Annotated in this window: 18 protein-coding genes; 11 read left to right on the plus strand and 7 right to left on the minus strand. The window is 59.9% G+C overall.

Annotated elements, in window-relative coordinates; all coding sequences use genetic code 11:
• Positions 1 to 18: 18 nt before the first annotated feature.
• Both J7447_RS15730 and J7447_RS15735 read right to left on the minus strand, forming a co-directional pair.
• Positions 19 to 1,035, minus strand: coding sequence for a 2Fe-2S iron-sulfur cluster-binding protein (locus J7447_RS15730; protein ID WP_022999276.1), 1,017 nt, complete (start codon positions 1,033 to 1,035; stop codon positions 19 to 21).
• 62 nt (positions 1,036 to 1,097) lie between these two features.
• On the minus strand, positions 1,098 to 2,885 hold the full coding sequence (locus J7447_RS15735) for an ethylbenzene dehydrogenase-related protein (RefSeq protein WP_235814904.1): 1,788 nt from the start codon (positions 2,883 to 2,885) through the stop codon (positions 1,098 to 1,100).
• 675 nt (positions 2,886 to 3,560) lie between these two features.
• Between J7447_RS15735 and J7447_RS15740 the strand changes: the two genes are divergently transcribed.
• From J7447_RS15740 to J7447_RS15770, 7 genes are read left to right on the plus strand one after another with little or no spacing between them, the layout of a single operon-like run.
• Entirely contained in the window at positions 3,561 to 4,928 is a 1,368-nt protein-coding gene (locus J7447_RS15740) for a V-type ATP synthase subunit B (protein WP_209170188.1), read from the plus strand.
• Positions 4,928 to 5,551 carry a V-type ATP synthase subunit D gene (locus tag J7447_RS15745; protein ID WP_209170189.1) on the plus strand — a complete coding sequence of 208 codons (624 nt, stop codon included), beginning with the start codon at positions 4,928 to 4,930 and terminating at the stop codon, positions 5,549 to 5,551. The genes J7447_RS15740 and J7447_RS15745 overlap by 1 nt, the downstream gene beginning before the upstream one ends.
• The gene (locus J7447_RS15750; protein WP_209170190.1) at positions 5,548 to 7,341 is read left to right on the plus strand and encodes a hypothetical protein; all 1,794 of its coding nucleotides are present in this window, start codon (positions 5,548 to 5,550) and stop codon (positions 7,339 to 7,341) included. The genes J7447_RS15745 and J7447_RS15750 overlap by 4 nt, the downstream gene beginning before the upstream one ends.
• The gene (locus J7447_RS15755) at positions 7,338 to 7,787 is read left to right on the plus strand and encodes an ATP synthase subunit C (RefSeq protein WP_006939055.1); all 450 of its coding nucleotides are present in this window, start codon (positions 7,338 to 7,340) and stop codon (positions 7,785 to 7,787) included. The genes J7447_RS15750 and J7447_RS15755 overlap by 4 nt, the downstream gene beginning before the upstream one ends.
• Before the next feature lie 24 nt (positions 7,788 to 7,811).
• Positions 7,812 to 8,513: a hypothetical protein gene (locus tag J7447_RS15760; RefSeq protein WP_062491117.1), complete on the plus strand. Its 702-nt coding sequence runs from the start codon at positions 7,812 to 7,814 to the stop codon at positions 8,511 to 8,513.
• A 1-nt stretch (position 8,514) separates the two neighbouring features.
• Positions 8,515 to 9,261 (plus strand): hypothetical protein, encoded by a 747-nt coding sequence (locus J7447_RS15765; protein WP_209170191.1) that lies wholly within the window; start codon positions 8,515 to 8,517, stop codon positions 9,259 to 9,261.
• Complete coding sequence (locus J7447_RS15770; RefSeq protein ID WP_209170192.1) at positions 9,258 to 11,093, plus strand: V-type ATP synthase subunit A; 1,836 nt, start codon at positions 9,258 to 9,260, stop codon at positions 11,091 to 11,093. Before J7447_RS15765 ends, J7447_RS15770 begins: the two co-directional genes overlap by 4 nt.
• 84 nt (positions 11,094 to 11,177) lie before the next feature.
• Here the strand turns inward: J7447_RS15770 and J7447_RS15775 are convergent, their stop codons facing one another.
• Entirely contained in the window at positions 11,178 to 11,879 is a 702-nt protein-coding gene (locus tag J7447_RS15775) for a nitroreductase family protein (RefSeq protein ID WP_022999268.1), read from the minus strand.
• A gap of 413 nt (positions 11,880 to 12,292) precedes the next feature.
• Here J7447_RS15775 and J7447_RS15780 point away from each other — a divergent pair, with 413 nt between their 5' ends.
• Both J7447_RS15780 and J7447_RS15785 read left to right on the plus strand, forming a co-directional pair.
• Positions 12,293 to 13,288, plus strand: coding sequence for an ABC transporter substrate-binding protein (locus J7447_RS15780; protein ID WP_023014426.1), 996 nt, complete (start codon positions 12,293 to 12,295; stop codon positions 13,286 to 13,288).
• A gap of 127 nt (positions 13,289 to 13,415) precedes the next feature.
• The gene (locus J7447_RS15785) at positions 13,416 to 15,707 is read left to right on the plus strand and encodes an EAL domain-containing protein (protein ID WP_209170193.1); all 2,292 of its coding nucleotides are present in this window, start codon (positions 13,416 to 13,418) and stop codon (positions 15,705 to 15,707) included.
• A 111-nt stretch (positions 15,708 to 15,818) separates the two neighbouring features.
• On the opposite strand, the gene preA is transcribed toward J7447_RS15785, so the two are convergent.
• The 3 genes from preA to J7447_RS15800 form a co-directional block, all read right to left on the minus strand.
• A complete protein-coding gene (gene preA / locus J7447_RS15790) occupies positions 15,819 to 17,132 on the minus strand; it encodes an NAD-dependent dihydropyrimidine dehydrogenase subunit PreA (protein ID WP_022999265.1) in 1,314 nt (437 codons plus the stop codon).
• 90 nt (positions 17,133 to 17,222) lie between these two features.
• Complete coding sequence (locus J7447_RS15795) at positions 17,223 to 18,569, minus strand: NAD(P)-dependent oxidoreductase (RefSeq protein ID WP_031268749.1); 1,347 nt, start codon at positions 18,567 to 18,569, stop codon at positions 17,223 to 17,225.
• Positions 18,570 to 18,938: 369 nt separating this feature from the next.
• Complete coding sequence (locus J7447_RS15800) at positions 18,939 to 19,193, minus strand: hypothetical protein (protein WP_022999263.1); 255 nt, start codon at positions 19,191 to 19,193, stop codon at positions 18,939 to 18,941.
• Positions 19,194 to 19,694: 501 nt separating this feature from the next.
• Here J7447_RS15800 and J7447_RS15805 point away from each other — a divergent pair.
• Positions 19,695 to 20,492, plus strand: a complete 798-nt coding sequence (locus J7447_RS15805) for a creatininase family protein (RefSeq protein WP_022999262.1) — start codon at positions 19,695 to 19,697, stop codon at positions 20,490 to 20,492.
• A gap of 13 nt (positions 20,493 to 20,505) precedes the next feature.
• Here the strand turns inward: J7447_RS15805 and J7447_RS15810 are convergent, their stop codons facing one another.
• Positions 20,506 to 21,441, minus strand: a complete 936-nt coding sequence (locus J7447_RS15810) for a LysR family transcriptional regulator (RefSeq protein ID WP_031268748.1) — start codon at positions 21,439 to 21,441, stop codon at positions 20,506 to 20,508.
• Positions 21,442 to 21,619: 178 nt separating this feature from the next.
• On the opposite strand from J7447_RS15810, the gene J7447_RS15815 reads away from it, so the two are divergent.
• Complete coding sequence (locus J7447_RS15815; protein ID WP_022999260.1) at positions 21,620 to 22,630, plus strand: ABC transporter substrate-binding protein; 1,011 nt, start codon at positions 21,620 to 21,622, stop codon at positions 22,628 to 22,630.
• Positions 22,631 to 22,634 lie beyond the last annotated feature (4 nt).

Genomic DNA, 22,634 nt, shown 5'->3' on the forward strand with positions numbered 1-22,634 from the left:
AGGTGTAGCGCCCTGGCGTCAGCCGGCGGAAGCCGAGGTAAACGGTGCGGATGCCTTTCGGATAAGGTTTCCAGCAAGGGCCAGCAGGCCGCTCTCTTCTTCCGCCACAAAAAACGGATCGGCGTAGAAGGTTGCCCCTGCGCCTAGCGCGATCTCCCGCATGGCGTCGACATGTGACGGCGCACCGGCCGAATAGACGACGTGGTCGGGCGTAAGTTGTCCGACCAGTTCATGCGGCCGCGCCTTGCGCACCGTCTCGTCGTCGCCATCGCCTGCCGTCAGCGTGATCGGAATGCCCCGGCCTTGCAGCCAGCGAACCGCGTCGCGCATGTAGATCCCGTCCCGGGTTCTCGACCCGGCAATGATGCGGATTTCACGGCCGGTCTGGCCCAGGCTCGCTGCAACGGCAATCGACCAGATCGGTGCGAACCCGGTGCCGGTCGATGTAAGCAGGATCGGGTTCTGCTGCCGCCGCAAAAACGCATTGCCGAACGGGCCTCGCAGCTTGACGGCATGTCCCTTGGCAATTTCCTTGCCCAGCTTCGACGATACGATGCTGTCCGGGTAGACCTTGATGTGAAACACAAGGACATTCTCTTCCGCATCCAGGTTGAGCGGGGTTGTCGGGCTGTAGTCGCGCGGCGGATATCCTGCAAAGGTTGCGCGCAGATATTGCCCCGGCAGCCAGGGCACGGGCCGCGCCGTCTTGACCCGAACTTCCAGGTACCCGTCCTTGATCGGCCGAATGCTTTCCACCGTTCCCTTTGTGGTCTTCACCAGCGGCACCGGGTCATAGGCGATCTCGGCATCGCCTTCCAGAACGGAAAGGCATCCGAGCACGGTGTCCTTTTCCCGGGTGCCCATGTCATCGATCTGCCCGCTCAAAACGCGGACCCGGCAGGTTTCGCATTGGCCGGAACAGCAGTCGTGCGGGATGACGAGGCGTCCGCCCAGCCCGGCGTCGATCAGCGTGTCGCCGACATTGGCCTTGATGGCCTTCCCATTGATGGTGACCGTACAGGTGCTTTTCGACATGGGTGATTACATCCGTTGAAAGAAACGTCCGGAAAAGACAGGAAAGGCGGGAAGGGCAGGCCTCAATTGAAGGTCAGCCGCACGGGACGGGAATGGCGGGTGTGGCGGGTCTGGTTGTGGTCGAAGGCAGAGACCCACATGAAGAGACCGTCCGTCATGGCAAGGTCCTGGCTCTGGCCGGTATCCATGTCCCGGACGACTTCAAGCGTCCAATGGTCGTCCTGCCACCTGGACCCACCCAGCAAATCTGCACGGCTGCCGGAGTATTCACCCTCGATGAGAACCCCCGGAATAACCGTCCCGACCGGGATTTCCGCATCTTTTTCCGGCGAGTACGGCACGCTTTCGTTTTCGAACATCCACCACTGCGAGCCCTCGTCTTCGCTCACTTCCGTGGAAAGATCGATGGTGCCCATCAGCGATGTCATTTTCTGATAGTCAACCGGGAGCCGGCGCACGCCGACGGTCCCGTGGTAGTGGGTCACGGGATCGCCGATGTAGTTGTAGACGTAGAAAGCCTTGCCTTCGTCGGGATTGTAGCCGGCGCTGTAGCGGCTCTTGCCGGCAGCCTGGGCTTCGTTCGGTTCCACCGGCGTCGCGAAATGCATGTCGTCGACGCGCCCCAGCATGCCGCCACGAGACGCTTTCCATTGCCACACATCCACCAGGCTGCCATCGGTCGTGTAATGCAGGCCGCGGTGGTTGAAGGCCGCCGGTTTGTCACTCAAGGGCTTCGGGCCCATGTGGGTGGCACCACCGCCGCCAAAGGTGTCGGTGGTGGAAAAGGCAACCGAGAACTTGTCCTCGTAGTAGGCGGTCTCGTCGGAAATGTCCGCCCGGTTGTTCAGCATGTGCCAGCCGTCTTCACGCTTGATCAGCGGATGCCGCTTCAACGACCGGTTCTTGTCTTCCCAGCGGAAGGCAAACGCGATCTTGTCCCCCACCTGGACGGCGCGCACCTCGACAGTCGATTCACCTGTTCCGTCCAGGTTCGAGCCTTGCTGTGTTCGGATGAAAACAGGGGCCGCGTCCTGCCAGACCGGATCGTCCAGCGTGCCGTCCAGCTCCGGCAGGGTGGTGCCCTTGGCAACGACTAGGCTGTCGCGTGTGCCGAAATCGAGGCTGACGGCGCCGACAAGCACGATTGCGCCCAGGGCAGTCGCCAGGGCCAGCGGGTGACGGCTCATGCCCGGGAAGCGGCGCAGCGCCTGCGGACGGAACAGCCGCAGCAATTGGGCAACGCCGCCATAGCAATAATGCAGCACCACATGGGCAACGATATAGGTCAGCACCACGAGCGCGGCCGTGTAATGCACCGTCACCCAGATGCCGCCATGACCGATGTAAAGCAGGACGCCCGTTGCCGACAGGGTGAGCACGGCCCCGAACAGGATCCAGTAGGCGATGACGTTGACCGCGGCCAGGCGCAGCTTGGTGCTGGCGGGAAGCGTCAGCACAACGATCTTCTTGGAAGAAATGCGCCGTTTCAGGCGGCCAAGCGTCATATAGGCCGCATAGGCAAAGATCACCGCCAGAACGAATATCGCCGACACATAGTGCCAGGTCCAGATTTCACCCTGTGGCAGGATCGGTTCGAAAAGTTTGGAGAACCAGGCGTGTTCCGCATCCGCCGACAGACGCATGCCCGTCAGCAGGCTGGTGACGATCGCGATAACCAGCGTCCAATGCAGGAGGATCGTGCCGATGTCGCTGCGTACCGGAGGGCTGCGGTCCTCGGGTCTTTTCGCGGCGCTATCCGCGCCATTGGCGTGCCGGCCTGTTTGGGATTTCTTGGATGAATTGGACGATGAAGGCAGTTCCAGGGCGTGATCAGTCACTTGGTCCGTCAACTTTTCCTCCAGGGCCGCCAGCAATGCGACCGGGTTACCGGCATAGGTTGTGCAACCGGATGTCGGGAAATTTCAAAGCGCTTTGCCTAAAAAATATCACATTTTAACAAAAGTGAAGAAAAAATGGCGAATACAACTGGCCTTAAACCTAACCGGGTGGTTTTGCGCATGCTTAAAAATCTTCCTCTTGGGAAAAAATTCAGATGACTGAAGAACAATATTGGCGGTAAGGCGCGTGATCGTGAAAAAGAAACGATCATGAAGAATGATCGGGAAATTGGAGAATTGATATTCCAATATATAGGTAGAATATCAAGTGGATCGTTTGAACGTTGCTTTAAATTTGTGCAGCGCAGCGGCACGTCTTCCTGAATGCTGCTTTCCCCGGAGCTTATGCCGGAATTAAGCGGATCAGCGAAGTCGGTCCGCCGTTAGCGCAAGTGAAATGGGGTTGCGGCAATGCGGGAGTAGGCCTGCTGCCTCTGGCATGAGCACTTTGATGCAAGTCATACGAACGCAATCATTTCTCTCTTAACTTCATTTTGGTTGAAGCAAGTTGGGTGCCGGGCAACAGTTCAGGTTGTGTGGGATCGAAAAACCCGCCTAAGATGGTTTGCGTTGCAGCAGAACGGGTTTTGCCCGATGTGAGTTAATTTCCTTCCCAAGGGGGCGTTAATGCTGGTCTCCCACACACGGATTGTCGATATCGTTGGCGATATCATTCGCATTCAGGTGTCTTCGACGAAGAGCGAGTCGGAGGGGCGCCCGTGCCTGGGTGATCTGGCACTGGTCGATTCAGGCAATGGTGCGACGTCTCTCGCACAGGTCATCAACATCGACCGGGACATGGTTTCGCTGCAGGTCAATTCCGGTACCAAGGGTCTCGCCAACAATTCGTCCGTACGCTTTCTGGGTGAGCCGGCCAAGGTTACCTATTCCGACAATATCCTGGGTCGTGTGTTCGATGGCGCGGGGCAGCCGATTGACCGGGGCCCGGATCTGTCCAGCGACCCTTCCGTCCCGATCGGCGGACCGTCGGCCAACCCGATGAAACGCGTGCTTGCTTCGCGCATGATCCGCACAGATGTGCCGATGATCGATATCTTCAACTGCCTCGTGGAAAGTCAGAAGATCCCGATCTTCTCGGTTTCCGGCGAACCCTATAACCCGTTTCTGGCGCGTATCGGCATCCAGGCAGATGCCGATATCGTGGTGTTCGGCGGCCTCGGGCTGATCTTCGACGACTATGCCTTTTTCCGGCAGCAGTTCGAGGATGCGGGCGTTTTCCCGCGCACGGTCATGTTCATCAACCAGGCGTCCGATCCGGTGGTCGAGCGTCTGCAGGTTCCGGACATGGCCCTTGCGGTTGCGGAAAAATTCGCCGTTGAGGAAGGCAAGCGCGTGCTGGTGCTGCTCACCGACATGACCGCCTTCGCAGATGCCATGAAGGAAGTCTCCATTGCGATGGAGCGGGTGCCCGCCAACCGGGGCTATCCGGGCGATCTTTATTCCCAGCTGGCCCGCCGTTACGAAAAGGCCTGCGATTTCAAGGGCTCAGGATCGGTCACCATCCTTACGGTCACGACAATGCCGGGCAATGACGTCACCCATCCGGTGCCGGACAACACCGGCTACATCACCGAAGGCCAGTTCTATCTGCACAGCGGCGTTCTGGATCCCTTCGGCTCGCTGTCCCGTTTGAAACAGCATGTGATCGGCAAAGTGACGCGTGAGGATCACAACCAGATCATGAACACCATGATCCGCTTTTATTCCGGCGCGCGCGATGCGGAGCAGAAGCAGTCCATGGCGTTCGAATTGTCGGATTACGACCACCAGCTTCTGAAGTTTGGCGGCCTTTTCCGGCGGCGTTTCATGGATATCAATGTCGCAATGCCCCTGGAGGAGGCGCTCGACCTGTGCTGGCAGACGCTTGCCGAATGCTTCCAGCCGGAACAGCTTTTGATGAAGCAGGGGCTGATCGACAAGTATTTCCCGAAAAGCAAACCTGCCGGCGGAGCGTCTGACGAGGAGGCGGCCTGATGGCGAGGCTGGCCCTCAACAAGTCGTCTCTGGCCAGGGAAAGCGGACAGCTCTCGGAATACAAGCGCTTCCTGCCGTCTCTTGAGCTGAAGAGGCTCCAGATCATGGCCGAGCGCGCCAAGGCCAAGGAAGCAGCCGTCCGCCTCGAGGCGGAGTATGAGGAGCGCTTCAACGCTCTTGCGCGGTCCCTGCCGATGATGGCCAACAAGCATGTCCCGCTGGAAGGGCTCGTGGTGTTGAAGCAGGCCGTCGTCGGCGAGCAGAACCTCTCCGGCACCCGGCTGCCGGTCCTGGAGGATATCGAGGTCGAGACGAAACCCTATTCCCGTCTGGCGCGCCCGCATTGGGTGGACCCCTATGTCACAGGCATGCAGGAACTGTTGCGGCTCAACAAGGAACGGGAGATTGCCAAGGAGCGTATTGCCCGGCTTATCGAGGCAGAAGCGGTTATCTCTCGCCGGGTCAACTTGTTCGAAAAGGTGCTGATCCCGCGGGCGGAACGCAACATCAAGAAAATCCGCATGGCCCTGGCGGACGCGGAACGCGATGCCGTGGTCCGTGCCAAGATCTCCAAACGCAAGACGGCAGCTCGCGGCGCCGAAACCTCGGTGGCCGAGCTATGACCATCGTCCCGCTCGTCAAGGTGAATCTGGTCGGCATCCTTGAGGACAAGGACAAGGTGCTGGAAGCCACGCAGGAATTCGGCGCCCTGCATCTGATCCCCCTGACATCGGCACAAAAGGAACTGGAAGCCGTTCCCGCAGGCCGGGGGCGCGAGGCGAGCGAAGCCCTGCGCTGGCTCATGGACAGCAAGGCGCAGCGTCGTCCTGTCACCCATCTTGACGACTTTGACCTGGAAACGGTGGTCGAAAAGACGCTTGCCAACCGCAAGGCGCTTCGTGACTGCGAAGACCGGGTGGCGCGCCTTGACCAGCGCATTCAGGATGTGGAGCCCTGGGGCGAATTCAGCTTTTCCGACCTGGCCGAAATCGGCGAGCACCGGCTGTGGTTCTACGTGGTGCCCAACGCCAAGATCAAACTGATCGATCCTTCCGACAAGATCCTGGAGATCGTCCACCGCGACAAGTACCGCAGCTACATCGTGTTGCTTTCTCCGGAAGAACCGGCGGCAAATGCCATGCCGGTGCCGCGCGTTCACGTGGGGGCCGAGGCGCTCTCGGTGCTTCGGCGTCAACATGAAGATGCGACCATCCAACTGGAAGAGCTGGAACTGCAGCGTCAGGCTCTCACCAAATGGCGGTTCGTGCTGGCACAGAACCTTGCCGCCGCTCGCGACCATTCCGCCCGCCACAGGGCGGCGCTCGAAACAGCGGACACCGAACAGGTCTTCGTGCTTCAGGCCTGGGCGCGGCGGGACCAGGTCGCGGAAGTCCGCACGCTTTCGGACAGTCTCGGCATCGCCCTGCTGGTGACGGATGTCGAAGAGGCCGATGCGCCGCCCACGCTTCTCGACAACAGACCTGCTCTGGAAGCAGGAGAGGATCTGGTCGAATTCTACCAGACCCCCGGCTACAGAGGGTGGGACCCTTCGGCAATCGTCTATGTTTCCTTCGTGATCTTCTTCGGCATGATCATGACGGACGCGGGCTATGGCCTGCTTCTTCTGCTGCTGTTGTACCTGTTCCGGGCGCGCTTTAAAGGTTCGGCGTTGGGCCGGCGCATGTTCCGGATGTCCGTCTGGCTCATGATCTCGACGGCGGCCTTTGGCGTGGCAACGGGCAGCTACTTCGGTGTTGCGCCTCCCGAAGGAACGTTTCTCGCGCGCCTGAAGGTGCTGCATCTGAAAGACGTGGACACGATGATGAAGATCACGCTGACCATCGGCGTGACCCATATCGTCATTGCCAACCTGATGCGCGCCTGGCACGAAACGAGCCTGAGCGGTCGCCTGCAGCCTGTCGGCTGGTGTCTGGTGGCACTCGGTGGACTGGCAACGTTTCTGGGGCAGGGCACTTCCATTGCGGTTGCCGGTCCGGTTGCGGTGGTTGCTGGGCTCCTCTTGGTCGGCATCTTCGGCAGCGACCGCAAGGTGACATCACTCAAGACCGGCGGCCTCAGGGTCTTCGATGGCCTCGCCTCGCTGGCCCGTATCGTCAACATTTTCTCTGATGTTCTCAGCTACATGCGCCTGTTTGCGCTGGGGCTTGCGGCAGCGTCGCTTGCCGAAACCATCAATTCGCTCTCGGGCCAGCTCAACCACGCGGTTCCTGGCGTCGGTCTGCTGATCGCCATCGCGGTTCTCGTGCTCGGGCACGCCATCAATATCGGGCTGGGGCTGATCGCCGGCTGCGTGCATGGCCTGCGGTTGAATGTCATTGAATTTTTCAATTGGGGTTTGAAGGACGAGGGCACGCCTTTCCGTCCGTTCAAGAAAGAGGAGACACGCCTGTGAACGAATTCGTTGTGGCTCTCGGCTGGTTTGGGCTGTTCGCGCCGGTCGCCCTCGGCGCCATCGGCAGTGCCTGGGGCTGCGCCCTTGGCGGCAGTGCCGCGATCGGCGCCATGCTGGACAGCGACGGTGGTTATGGCCGGTTCATCGGTGTTTCGCTGATGCCGTCGTCCCAGGTGATTTACGGCATCGTGATCATGTTCTCGTTGCAGCAGCCCACCATTGATGCAGCCAATGGCGCCGCGCTTTTCGGCATCGGCCTCCTGTCCGGCGTCACCATGCTCTACACCGGCATTCGCCAGGGCGAGGTGCTCGCCTCGGCCATTCATGCCTCAAAGGCCAAGCCGGAAATCTTCGGCATTTCCCTCGCTCCGGCGGCGGTGCTGGAAGGCTTTTCGGTCTTTGCTCTCGTCTTCGCGCTGGTCCTGTCCGGCTCGATCCCCGCTTAGGACCAGAAGGAACAGGAGGCGGCAATGTCCAAACATGACGCAGCAGACGACCTGGAGAACGCCGCTGGTGCCGGTGTCCAGGCGCTTATCGAACGGCTGAAGTCCGAAGGCGTGGCCGCGGGCCAGTCGGAGGGGGATGCCATCCTGGCCAAGGCCAGGGAAAAGGCGGAAACGATCGTTGAGGAAGCAAGGCAGAAGGCGGACAGCCTGCTGGCTGATGCAAGAGCGGAAGCGGCCAGGGAAAAGGCGGCGACGGAAGACGGGCTGAAGGTTGCCGCGCGCGATCTTGTCCTCAGCCTGCGCAACGAGCTGGGCGACCGCATTCAGCAGGAAGCCGGCCGGCTGGTGGCAACCACACTTGCCGACCAGGAATTCCTGAAAAACCTCATTCTGGCGATGGCCGCCAACGCAAAGGACAATGCGTCGGTCAGCGACGCTGAGCCGATGGAGATCGTCCTGCCGGAGAAGGTCGTCACCTTCGAGGAGTTGAAGCAATCGCCCGAGGCGGTCGAGCCGGGAACCCTCACCCACTTCGTGATCGCGCTTGCGGGCGAAGTGTTGCGGCAAGGGGTCACCTTCTCCACCGCACCGGGCTTTGACGGCATCAAGGTGAAGTTGACCGACAGGGACGTTTCCATCGATCTGACCGAAGAAGCGATCGCGACACTGTTGAAGCGGCACCTGCAACCGCGTCTCAGAGCGGTGATGGAAGGGGTGCTGCGCTGACATGAGCCGGCCGCACCAATATATCGCGCTGGTGTCCAGCCTGCCCCATCTTGGCAAGCTGTTCTCGCGCAAGGACGTGCCGATCTCGGGGTTCCGCTTGAAGCAGCGGCTGTCAATGCTGGAGCCCGCGCATGCGAGCCTGCTGCGCGAGATGGTGGAGGTGACGGCCTGGGCCGGTGTTGCCGGTTATGATCGCGACATCGATGTGATCCGGCGGGCAAACAAGGTTCTTGCCGATCTGGCTGCCTATCCGGATCTGCAACATCTTGTCGGGGCACGCATGGAAACGCGGACGCTGATTGCAGCGCTGCGCCGACGCCGGGATGGACAGGAAAGCGCCGGAGATATCGAAAACTGGGGCTTCGGCCGCTGGTGCGCACAGGTCAAGGCCAACTGGAGCGACCCGGCCTTCGGTCTCGGCCATTTCATGCCGTGGGTGGGCGAGGCTCACCAACTGATGCGGGCGGGCGATCACATCGCCATGGAACGTCTTGTCCTCACCCAGGTCTTCCGGCAGATGAGCCATTACGGCAACCTGCATGAATTCGATTTCGAGGCCGTTGCGATCTACGTGCTGCGCTGGGTGATCGTGGAACGCTGGTCGCGCTACAACGAGGCCGATGCACGTGCCCGGCTGGCCACGCTCGTGGCGTCAGCCCTTGGCGGCAAGACGGACGACGGCAGTAAAGCCGGCCGGCCGGACCTTTTCTCAGACTTCACTTCTGCCCTTGAGGGAGCCCCTTCATGACGAGCCATGTTCAGTTGCCCGAACCGACCGCGGAAATCGTCGCCGTGCAGGACGATCTCGTCACACTGTCGCCTCTCGGCTCTGCCCCTCTCATCAAGAACGAGGTGGTCTATATTATCCCCCATGGTCCCGAACGTGATGGCAAGCCGCGGGAATATCTGAAGGCCGAAGTGCTGCGCGTGCGCGGAAAGTCCGCTGAAGCACAGGTGTTCGAAAGCACTGCGGGCGTGCGCGTCGGTGACAAGGTGATCCAGAGCGGCGAGATGCTGTCGGTTGGTCTCGGACCGGGCCTGCTCAGCACGGTTTTTGACGGCTTGCAGAACCCGCTGGCCGATATTGCGGCCGAGCACGGCTTCTTCCTGCCGCGCGGGGTGCTCACTAACGCTCTCGACCAGAACCGCAAATGGTCGTTTGAACCCAAGGTGAAATCCGGTGACGTGGTCAAAGCCGGGGAAACGCTCGGCACGGTTCCGGAAGGCAGGTTCGAGCACCGGATCATGGTTCCCTTCGTCACGACGGGTTCCTGGACAGTGGACCGGATACGCGAAGGTACGTTCACCATCAACGAGGTGGTGGCAACGCTCAAGAACGATCGCGGCGAAACCCGCGACCTGACCATGGTCCAGCATTGGCCGGTTCGCCGGGCGATCCCGGAAGGGCTGGTCAAGGCCGGTCAGAGCGAGCGGCTTTATCCAAGCGAGCCGCTGATCACCACGTTGCGCCTGATCGACACGTTCTTTCCCATCGCCCGTGGCGGTATGGGCTGCATTCCGGGTCCCTTCGGCGCGGGCAAGACGGTGCTGCAATCGCTGATTTCGCGTTTCTCGGCGGTCAATATCGTGATCGTGGTTGCCTGCGGCGAGCGCGCCGGCGAGGTGGTCGAAACGATCACCGAGTTCCCGCACCAGCCGGACCCCTCCGGAGACGGCACGCTCATGGATCGCACGGTCATCATCTGCAACACGTCTTCAATGCCCGTGGCGGCGCGCGAGGCCTCGATCTACACCGGCATTACCCTTGGCGAATATTATCGGCAGATGGGCTATGACGTGCTCTTGATCGCCGACAGTACCTCCCGCTGGGCCCAGGCCATGCGTGAGACCTCCGGCCGGCTGGAGGAAATTCCGGGAGAAGAAGCGTTCCCCGCCTATCTCGACAGCGCCATCAAGGGCATCTACGAACGCTCTGGTGTGTTGCGGACCGCCAGCGGCGAGACCGGCAGTCTCACTATGATCGGCACGGTGTCTCCGGCCGGCGGCAATTTTGAGGAGCCGGTCACCCAGTCGACTCTCGGCACGGTCAAGACCTTCCTGGGCCTCTCGTCCGAACGGGCCTACAAGCGCTTCTATCCGGCGGTCGACCCGCTGTTGTCCTGGTCTCGGTATCACATTCAGCTCAACGACTGGTACCAGAACAATATCGGCCCGGACTGGGTGCCCCGCGTTTCCGAAATGATTGAACTTCTTCGCAAAGGTGACGAGATTACCCGCATGATGCAGGTGACAGGTGAAGAGGGCGTCTCGACCGACGATTTCATCCTTCAGCAGAAGGCGCTGTTTCTCGACATGGTCTACCTGCAGCAGGATGCCTTTGACGATGTCGACGTGTCGGCTCCGCTCAGGCGCCAGCAGGAAACCTTCGATCTCGTCTACCGGATCGCCCGCACCGACTTTGCCTTTGACGACAAGGAAGCCGTCCGCAAGTTCTTCACCGAACAGACATCGCTCTTCAAGAACCTCAACTACGCCGCCGACGGCAGTCCGGACCGCAAGGAACTGCTGGAGAAAATAAAGGCCAATGTCAGCGCTGCCCCGACACATGTGACGGGGTGATCGCCGTGTATTGCGGGTGAGTAAGCCCCGGGCTTCGCGCTGTCCGCCCGGGGTGACGCGCTGGAAACGCACTTGGTTCTGAAGCTATTCCTGGTCCTCGAACACGCTCAGGATCTCTTCCAGCGGCTTCTTGATCTTGGCGACAGCCGGTACCGTGGCGTCTTCCGCGGGATGGCCGACGGCCAGGATCATGACCGGCTTTTCCGCTTCCGGGCGGTTCAGGATCCCGTTGAGGAATTTCATCGGGTTGGGCGTGTGCGTCAGGGTTGAAAGCCCCGCATGGTGAAGTGCGGTGATCAGGAGGCCGGTGGCGATGCCGACACTTTCGGGCACGTAGTAGTGCTTGTAGCGGGTGCCGTCGTCGAAGGTGCCCCAGCGCTGCGCGAAAATCACGATCAGCCATGGGGCGATGTCCAGATGCGGCTTGTCCGCGTCGGTGCCGATGGGCTCCAGTGCCTTGATCCATTCGTCGCCCGCGCCGCCATCATAGAACTTGCGTTCCTCTTCCTCGGCAGCCAGGCGGATCTTGTGCTTCAGGTCGGCATTGGAAATCGCCACGAAATGCCATGGCTGGTGATTGGCGCCGCTCGGGGCGGTTCCGGCAGCGCGAATGCAGGCTTCGATGATGGAACGGTCCACAGGACGATCCGAGAAATGGCGAACCGTATGGCGGGTCCGCACATCGTCATAAAAGTCCTGCGCACGGGCCAGCATTTCCTTGTCGTCGTAAATTCGCCGGTCCGGCAGCGGCAACGGTTGGTAATCCAGGGCTGATTTGGAAATCATGTTTTTTGTCCATTTGCATTGCCGACCGGCGGATTCGCAAGGAATCCGGGCCGCGCAATCTCCTCCCACTATGCACCGTTAAGTATGGATCGACTGACCGGGCGTCAGGCAACTAAAAATCCGATCCACCGGCTTCACAACTTGAACCAAGCCCGCCTATGCTCGTCTTTGAAACGCCAAATGGCCTTGATGAAAAAATAACCTTGACCAGTGACATGGCACCTTTCTAGATTTTCTTGACCAATTGGTCAGCACTGTTCGTTGAGAAGGCAAAATGCCCCGGCGTCCGGATGCGGCCAACAGCCGGAAGAGGATCAGGCGGCCGGGAACCGCTCCGAGGTCCGCACCGGTTAGGGTTTGAAGTTCCAGAGAAGGGTGAGTCCGACAGCGGCTCGCCCATAACCAGTAGGGGAATGGCAATGAAGGCATTGAAAAGTCTGGCGCTCGCGTCTGTCCTGGGCGCAAGCCTGGTGTCAGGTGCGGCCAACGCCGCGGACGAGCTGACACTGCAGCTTAAGTGGGTCACACAGGGCCAGTTTGCCGGCTATTACGTGGCCAAGGACAAGGGCTTTTACGACGAAGAAGGCCTGGACGTAACGATCAAGCCGGGCGGTCCGGACATTGCGCCGCCGCAGGTTATCGCCGGTGGCGGAGCCGACGTGATCATCGACTGGATGCCGTCCGCCCTGGCATCGCGCGAAAAGGGTGTGCCGCTTGTCAACATCGCACAGCCGTTCAAGAAGTCCGGCATGATGCTGACCTGCCTGAAGGAAACCGGCATCACCTCGCCGGAAGACTTCAAGGGCCGGACACTCGGCGTCTGGTTCTTCGGTAACGAATATCCGTTCCTGTCCTGGATGAGCCAGCTCGGCATTCCGACGGACGGTGGCGACGAAGGCGTGACCGTCCTGAAACAGGGCTTCAACGTCGATCCGCTGCTGCAGAAGCAGGCCGACTGCATCTCCACCATGACCTACAACGAATATTGGCAGGTCATCGATGCCGGCATTCCGGAAGAAGACCTGATCGTCTTCAAATACGAAGACCAGGGTGTCGCCACGCTGGAAGACGGTCTCTACGTTCTGGAATCCAGCCTGGACGACCCGGCAATGGTCGACAAGCTCGCCCGCTTCGTGAAGGCCTCCATGAAGGGCTGGGCCTATTCCGCCGAAAACCCGGAAGAAGCTGCTGAAATCGTTCTGGAAAACGACGCCACTGGCGCGCAGACCGAAAAGCATCAGATCCGCATGGTCGGCGAAATCAACAAGCTGGTTGATGGATCTGACGGCAAACTGGACATGTCTGCCTATGAGCGCACCGTGAAGTCCCTCCTGTCCGGCGGGTCCGACCCGGTCATCACCAAGGAGCCGGAAGGCGCCACAACAACGGTCGTCACCGACAAGATGTAACGTCAATCGGGCAGCCGGGGCGGAAATTGTTCCGGCTGCCTTTGCCTCATGCCTGCCAAGGCACTAAAAATTAAAGGTTTGAACCCAGACTGCTTCGCTGACAAAAGCTTGGGATTTTGAAAGCGAAATGCGCGATCTGTCTGGAAAAACAGACAAATTCGACCTGGTTCATTCCGCGGCGGAGACAGTATCCGACGAACCGCGCCGGATGACCGCGAGCGTTTTCGGCATTTCTTCCAGCCTCGTCATCATTTTGATGTTCTGCGCGGTGATTTTTTCTTTCGGCGCCGTGCTGTTCAAGGTGCTGGTCGCGGAGCGCGAAGCTGCGATGCGGGAGACCAAATCGGTCGCGCGTGTCTTCCAGAACCACAAGCAGTTGCTGTTGCGTGAAATGGAGCGCTACGCCGCTTCCAACGCCGCCTATCAGAATATCGATACCAATCTGTCGCCCGACTGGATCGAGGCCAGGTTCGGCGTCGACATGGCCCTGGATTTCGCCCACGACTACACGGTGCTTTTCGGTCCGGACGGCAAGGTCCTCTTTTCTTCCAACTTCCACGGCAAGGAGAGAGCGGAAGACTTTTCCAAGAGCGTCCAGACGGGCATTAACGGCACGCTGGACAGCATACGCGGCAATTACGTCAAAGCCCTGGTCCGGTCAGAACCAGGCGAAGTCCGCTTCACCGGGACTTTGGCCGACATTTCGGCCATCGACATCGTCGAGATCAACGATCACCCCTTCATCGTCGCGGCCTTTGCGATCGTACCGGATCCCGGTGGGATCGAAATGTCCTTCGGGCCGCCGAACGTTCTCGTCAACGCATTCGAGATCGATGCGGCGCATCTCAGCAATCTTCTGTCCAGCCTCGCCCTCGACAATCTGAAATTCGCTTCGGAAATTCCCGACGGCATGATCGGCACCCCGGTTCAGAACGGGTCCGGCACGGTGCTTGGTTATCTCGCATGGTATCCGATGAGCCAGTCGTCGGGGATCATCCTGTCTTCGATACCCGTTCTCCTGCTGTCACTCGGGGTCATTCTGACGGTGGCCCTGATTGCCCTCCGGCAGAATGCCAACGCCAGGGCACGGCTGGCAGCCCGTGAACAGGAAGCCCGTTACGCCGCCAATCACGATTCCCTGACAGGCTTCGTCACACGCGGATATTTCCACGCCACAGCCACGAAAAGGCTGGCCTTGCGCAAGGATCAGCAGCGTGGCGCCTGGATCATTTATCTCGACGTCGACAACCTCAAGCAGGTGAACGACATCTACGGGCACACCGTGGGCGACAGCCTGGTGGTCGCTCAGGCCGAACGCATCAGATCGGTGCTCGGCCCGTTCGACCTGGTCGCGCGCAGCGGTGGCGATGAATTCCTGATCCTGACGGAGCGTTGGGAAACGCCGGAGCAAGCCGTGGAGGAAGCGGGCAAGCTGTTTGAAAAGCTGCGGCAGCCGTTCGACTATGAAGGCAAGCGCATTGAAACGTCCGTAAGCGCGGGTATCGCCCGCTTCCCGGACCACGGCCAGACACTGACAGGCCTTGTTCGCGCTGCCGATATCGCCCTGCAGCGCTGCAAGATGGAGCAGAAAAGCTCGTTCCGGATTTACGACGAGCGGATGGACGACCTTCTGCGCGAACGGCGCGAGATCCGTGTGGATCTTGATTCAGCCCTGCGTGAAGAGCAATTCGACCTGTTCTATCAGCCGATCGTCGACGCCCGGTCGGGCGAACTGGCCTTCTATGAAGCCCTGATCCGCTGGCGGCATCCAAGCCGCGGCCTGGTGCCGCCGGTGATGTTCCTGCCGGTTGCCCAGGATGCTGGACTGATGCCTGTGATCGGTGCCTGGGTGCTGGAGCGGGCGCTTCACGATGCAGGCAGCTGGATGCAGACCGGCGTGTCGGTCAATGTCTGCACAAGCCAGATCCAGGCCACAGGTTTCGCGGACAAGGTCGAGGCACTGCTGCGGAAATACGACTTTCCTCCGGAAAGGCTTGTTCTCGAAATCACCGAGGACCTGATGCTGGAGGAAAGCGCGCAGACGCGGAACACCATTCTCAAGCTGCGCGATCTTGGTGTCGGGCTCGCCATTGACGACTTCGGCACCGGATTTTCCAGCCTGAACTACCTGCACAAGTATCGCTTCGACAAGATGAAGATCGACCGCAGTTTCGTGTCGCGTATCGGCGAGGACGAGGAAGCGGACATGGTCATCCGCTCCATGCTGAGCCTTGCCCGGGTAATGGGCATGCAAAGCGTCGGCGAAGGGGTCGAGACGGAAGCACAGCGCGACTTCCTGGTGGAGGCGGGTTGCGAGTTCCTGCAGGGCTATCTCTTCGACAGGCCGCTGCCGTTCAACGAGTTGATGCCGCCTGATCCTTTGTCGCAGATGGAAGGCATCCGTCGGGCCGGCGGTTGATCTGCCTGCTTGCGGCAATCCCTTTCAAGGTTCCCTAGACTGAAAAGCGAACAAAAAAACGCGGGCAAGGGAGGATCCTGCCCGCGTTGAAGGTGACCGCCGGAGCTTTGCCTATTCGGCTGCTTCCTTGACGGCCATCGGGTTGTTCGGGTGCGTCGTCCAGTTGGCGTAGTCTTTTTCGACAGGCTTCTTGGTGCGCGGATCGATGCTGCCGGCCTCCATGGGTTCCATGGTGATGCAGCCTTCGATCGGGCAGACATTGACGCACAGGTTGCAGCCGACGCATTCCTCGTCGATCACCTCGAACTTGCGAACGCCGTCCACCATGTTGGTGATCGCCTGGTGGGACGTGTCCTCACAGGCGATGTGGCAGCGGCCGCATTCGATGCAAAGATCCTGATCGATCTTGGCCTTGGCGATGTAGTTGAGGTTGAGGTACTGCCAGTCGGACACATTCGGTACCGCGCTGCCGACAAACTGGTCGACGGACGTATAGCCCTTGGTGTCCATCCAGTCGCTGAGGCCTTCGATCATGTCCTCGACAACCCGGAAGCCATAGGTCATTGCGGCCGTGCAGACCTGCACAGAGCCTGCGCCGAGCGCCATGAACTCGGCCGCGTCACGCCAGGTGGTCACGCCGCCGATGCCGGAGATCGGCAATCCGTGGGTCACCGGGTCGCGGGCGATTTCGGCGACCATGTTGAGTGCAATCGGCTTTACGGCGGGGCCGCAATAGCCGCCGTGCGCACCCTTGCCGTCGACAGAGGGAGACGGCGACATGATGTCGAGGTCGACACCCATGATCGAGTTGATGGTGTTGATCAGCGAGACAGCATCAGCACCACCCGCCTTGGCGGCCTGCGCCGGCTTGCGGACATCGGTGATATTCGGCGTCAGCTTCACGATGCAGGGCATGCGCGAATGCTGCTTCACCCAGCGGGTGACCATCTCGATGTATTCCGGCACCTGGCCGACGGCGGAGCCCATGCCGCGTTCGCTCATGCCGTGCGGGCAACCGAAGTTCAGTTCGACACCGTCGGCTTCGGTTTCTTCGACGCGGCGGAGGATGTCGATCCAGTTCTGCTCCTCGCAGGGCACCATCAGCGAGACGACGAGCGCCCGGTCCGGCCAGTCGCGCTTCACCTGCTTGATCTCGCGCAGGTTCACTTCCAGCGGACGGTCGGTGATCAGTTCGATGTTGTTGAGGCCGATCAGCTGCCGGTCCTTGCCATGGATCGCGCCATAGCGCGGACCGTTGACGTTGACCACCGCCGGATCTTCCCCAAGCGTCTTCCACACGACGCCACCCCAGCCGGCCTTGAAGGCCCGGACGACGTTATATTCCTTGTCCGTCGGCGGCGCGGATGCCAGCCAGAACGGGTTCGGCGATTTGATGCCGATAAAATCAGTACGCAAGTCAGCCATGGTGGCTCTCCCTCAAATCGGTGGCGCCGAGCGCGTCAGCTGCTGCCGGGCGCTCAGGTCCCAGTCGCTCAGGTTTCAGGCGCGCAAGTCTCAGGCGGTCAGGGCAGCGTTAATGCTCTCGGCGGCAATCTTGCCATCCTCGACAGCGGCAACCGTGAGGTCTTCACCGCCCAGCACGCAGTCACCGCCCGCCCATACATCGGCAAGGCTGGTCTTGCGGTCCGCATCAACCACGATGCGACCCTTTTCAAGGGACAGCGCATCGCCGAGATCCGCTTGCACCAGGGTCTGGCCAACGGCCTTGAACACCATGTCCGCAGGCAGGGTGATGACTTCGCCTGTACCGGTCAGGGAACCATTCTGCTCCTGGGTCCGCTCCAGTTCAATCGCGGTAATCGCACCGTTTTCACCGACAAGGCCCTTCGGCTGGGCCCAGGTCATGATCCGGACGCCGCTGGTCTGGGCCAGCTGCTGTTCGTATTCGGAGGCGTTCATCCGGTCCTGACCGCGGCGATAGGCGATCGTGACGTCTTCGGCGCCCAGCAGTTTGGTCTGGACCGCAATGTCGACCGCAGTCATGCCGCCGCCGATCACCACGATGCGCCGACCAACCGGAAGCTGGGAAAGATCCTTCGACTGACGCAGGTCGGCAATGTAGTCGACGGCATCGATCGAGCCGCTCTTGTCTTCGCCTTCAAGGCCAAGCGCATTGACGCCGCCAAGACCGATGCCGAGGAACACGGCATCATATTCGGCACGCAGGGTCGCAAGATCCAGATTGGTGCCGAGGCGCATGCCGGTCCGGACTTCGATACCGCCGATGGACAGGATGAAATCCACTTCCCGCGCGGCAAAGTCGTCGACCGACTTGTAGGAGGCGATACCGTATTCGTTGAGGCCGCCGGCCTTTTCACGGGCATCGAACAGGGTGACGTCGTGACCGTGCACCGCCAGCCGGTGGGCGCAGGAAAGACCCGCAGGTCCGGCCCCGACGACGGCAACCTTCTTGCCGGTTGCAGCAGCGCGCGTGAACGGCGTCGAGCTGAACTCCGACATGAAGTGATCAGTCGAATACCGCTGCAACTCGCCGATCTTCACCGGCTTGCCTTCGGCAACTTCGCGCACGCAGACCTGTTCACACAGTGTCTCGGTCGGGCAGACGCGGGCACACATGCCGCCCAGAATGTTCTGGGCGAAAATGGTCTTCGCGGCCCCGGTCGGGTTCCCGGTCGAGATCTGGCGAATGAACTGCGGAATGTCGATGCTGGTCGGGCATGCCTGCATGCAAGGGGCGTCGTAGCAGAAGTAGCAACGGTCGGCTTCGACCTGCGCTTCGTGCTGGTCCAGCAGCGGGTGCAGGTCGCTGAAATTCTCAGCGTATGCGTCCTCAGGCAAGCGCCCGGCGGCAATGTCCGGGCCGGCTTTGGTCTGGGTCATGGAGATCTCCGGAAGGTTGGCGATCGTTTTCAAGGTGGCTTCCTTCGTTTGATGAGGAGGCTCAGGAATGCATTGGAAGAAAATTTGAACAGTTAGTCAAATTTTTTTTGGAATGATTAAAAACTTGAGGGAAAAAATCAGCAATAAAATTACCGGAAAAACAGCATCTTAACGCAAAAAAGGCGCTGTGATGAAATTTGCGCCATGGCGCAAAATCCGGCCTGACAGCTGCCTGTCACGGTGTATTGGCGGGGAAAACAGGACAGATCAACGCGCACGCACGCCGAAGAGCTCCGGCGCACCTGTGTGCACCGGAGTTAAAGCGGCCGCCAGGCAAACTGGTAGCGTTGGTTCCGGAACCGTGTCCGGTTAGTGCGAGTGGTGTGACAGGCGCAGGGGCGCTGTCTGACGGGGGCTTTGAACCCGTCCGGCCACATTCTGGAACGCGAGCACAAGACTGACTGCAACAAGAGTCGCAGGCCACAAGATCGATGTGACCAGAACTCCCAGCAGCCGCTTTGGTGTGCTCAGTCCGCTATCAAGCAATTCCGCAGACGACAGGATCAGAAACACCAGCGTAACGGCGCCATAGAGGACGGCTCCCATGAAGAACAGGAGATACATGTCGGTTACCCACCTTACATTTTACCCAATGCCGCATCCCGAGCCTCAATGCGGCGTCCTACCTCGCACATCACAAGGCAAATCTTTGGTGTAAATGTGGCCGTTTCGCTTCTGGGTAGGCATAGGTGCGCCCAAACTTTCGCCATCCGGGTCGGGCGGGTTAACCCGGAATGCAGCGCATCTCCTTGGGGAACTCCCGCTAACTGCATGGTTAACAAAAGGTTTCCGGATTTGCAGTGGTGGGAAAATGACCGGTTTTAGCCTGTTTTCGGAACCCTGAGCCTGTGGACATGTTTGTGGACAGAAAAGGAAAATATTTTTCGATTGAGTGCAAAGTGGCGGACGGATGTCGCCATATTTTGCTCCGGGTCGGTAAAGGGCTTGAAACCCACTGCGCACAAAAAGGCAGCGGGCTGAAGACATAATGATGCTTTTCAAGTGTCGCCGACTTGCCTACGCCAAACAGGAACGCATCACGGCAACAGAGTTGGGGCAGCGCCGATGGCCAAGCATTTCTTCTGGAACGAATTGAATGCCTCGGATTTTGCGGCGCTTGATCCCGAGCGAACCATCGCAATCCTGCCGACCGCCTCGACCGAGCAACATGGCCCGCATCTGCCGATCGCGACCGATGTCGCAATCGCCCAGGGAATGCTTGCCGAAACGCGCAAACAGCTGCCCGAAGATCTCGATATCCTGGTGTTGCCTGTGCAGGAAATCGGCAAGGCGAACGAACATGTCTACGGCCCGGGAACATTGTCTCTCGGGGCTGAGTTGCTGATCCCCGTCTGGACCGCCATTGGCCAGAAAGTGTCGGAAGCCGGCATTCGCAAGATGGTGATCGTCAATTCCCATGGCGGCAACACTGACATCATCAGCATCGTCTCGCGCGAACTGCGCGTGCGTTATGAAATGGCTGTTCTGGTGACGCATTGGGGTCGGTTCGGTCATCCGGAGGGCATGATTTCCGCTCACGAGTCCAAATTCGGTATTCATGGCGGCGAGGTCGAAACGTCCTTGATGCTGCATTTCCGGCCTGAACTGGTGCGCATGGACAAGGCCGAGAACTTCATCTCAAAAGCCGAAGAGATGCTGGAAAACTCCAAATACATCCAGCCGACGCCGCCCCATGCCCTGGCCTGGATCGCCCATGATCTCAACCCGGCCGGCGTCGTTGGAGATGCCTCCAGGGGGACGGCGGAAAAAGGAGCGGTGATCAGTGCTCATCAGGCCGCCGGTTTCATTGAGATGCTGCGTGACTTCACAGCCTATTCGCTGACCAACCTGTATAAGCCATAACGATCTTCGGATCTTAAACGGGCAGATTGCCTTCCCGTTGCAATTCCTCCACCTGAGCAACGAGTTCCTGCAGCAGGAATTCGACGAACAGGCTCGTTGCCGCGTCCATCGAGGCTCGCGCCCGAGTAAACAGCTTCATCGGCTGGTGATGTGTCCGGGCAACGTTCAGCGGTCGGAAAACAAGCTCGCCCCGCCGGCATTCGGCCAGAACGTCCAGCGGATTGAGCAGGCTGATGCCGATGCCGCGCCGGACAAGCTGGCGAACCGTTTCCGAGGAGTTCGTTTCCAGGATCGGCTCCACCGGGATCGGCACGGACGACAGCACCAGATTGATCACGTCCCGCAGGCTGGTTCCTGATTGGGCCAGCACCAGACGCTCCTGAACCACATCCACGAGATCGACCGGCCCGGTTTCCTGCGCCAGTTTGTGTCCGGGCGGAACCACCGCACCAATGGGAATGTCGAAGGTGGCCAGCGTCCGCAGGCCCGGCGTCGCGGCAATGTTGAAACCGAGGCCGATGTCGACTTCGCCTGTCAGGACCGGATTGATCGTCGTCGTGCCGCCGTCACTGCGCAGCTTGATGTGAACGCGCGGGTTTTTCTCGATGAACTTCGCGATGATTTCCGACAGCGGTCCCGAGGCGAGGCCGACGGTCGTCACCAGCGAAACCTGGCCGGCCTGCGGCATTTTCAGCGCCCGGATCCGGGTCTCTAGCCTGGCATAGTCTTTCAGAACGCCGCGGATATGTTCAACGCACAGCTCTCCTGCCGCGGTAAGCCGCAGCCCGCGCGGCAGGCGCTCGAACAGGGGAACGCCGAATTCCTCTTCCAGGGCAAGGATTTGCCGGTTGATGGCGGAGGACGACACATTCAGCCGATCAGCTGCCTTCCGAATGGAACCGCAGCGCGCGATCTCATCCAGGTAAAGCAGCTTGCGGGAGTGGAGCAGGGCCAAGAAGTGCCTCCTTTTTGTGCATGCGGCACAATTGATCGTCAGAAAAGATAGCGATGACAATAAGGCATCGCTGCAGGCGAATTTTGATGCTTTTCAACGTGCGCTGCAAGGGATCAAATATTTTCGGAAATGTGCGGTTTCACGGTAGTTTTGTTTTACTGGAGGGTACGAAATGACAGTTTTCCCATCTGCGAAGACGCTTCTCGCAGCGGTTCTTCTCACCGGAACCGCCACTCACCAGGCATTGGCGCTGGATGAGGTGAGCTACGGCACCAACTGGCTTGCGCAGGCGGAACACGGCGGGTTTTACCAGGCCGTTGCCGATGGCACCTACGAGAAATACGGCCTGAAGGTCACGATCGCGCCGGGCGGCCCGCAGGCTGCCAACGATGCGCTGCTGATTTCCGGCAAGATCGATTTTTACATGGGCGGGACGCTGAAGGGCTTCGACTACGTCAAGGAAGGCATTCCGCTCATCAACGTCGCCAGCATCTTCCAGAAGGATCCGCAGATCCTCGTGGCGCATCCCGATCAGGGCATCGACAAGTTCACCGACCTTGCCAAGCTTGAAACCATCTACATGGGCAAGGACGGCTACGTCACCTATTTCGAGTGGATGAAGAAGAACTTCGAAGGCTTCTCCGACGCCCAGTTCAAGCCCTACACCTTCAACCCGGCTCCTTTCATCGTCGATCCCAAGTCCGCGCAGCAGGGCTATCTGACCTCCGAGCCGTATGAAATCGAAAACCAGGCGGGTTGGGCACCGAAAGTGTTCCTTCTGGCCGATGAAGGCTGGACGCCCTACTCGACCATGATCACTACCTCCAAGGCGCTGGTCGAGGAAAACCCGGATCTGGTGCAGCGTTTCGTCGATGCTTCCATCGAGGGCTGGTACAACTACCTGTATGGCGACAACGCCGCGGCAAACGAGTTGATCAAGAAAGACAACCCGGAAATGACCGACGGTCAGCTCGCCTATTCCCTTGCGAAGATGAAGGAATACGGCATCGTGGATTCCGGCGACACGGAAGAGAAGGGCATCGGTTGCATGACCGACGAGCATTTCAAGGCGTTCTTCGATACGCTGGCCTCGATCGCCGTCGTGGATGCCTCTCTTGACTACAAGCAGTCCTACACCACGGACTTCGTCTGCAAGGGCGTCGGCCTCGACCTGAAGAAGTAAGGCC

The sequence above is a fragment of the Labrenzia sp. R5_0 genome, from assembly GCF_017743835.1.
In the GTDB taxonomy this organism is placed as follows: domain Bacteria; phylum Pseudomonadota; class Alphaproteobacteria; order Rhizobiales; family Stappiaceae; genus Roseibium; species Roseibium algicola.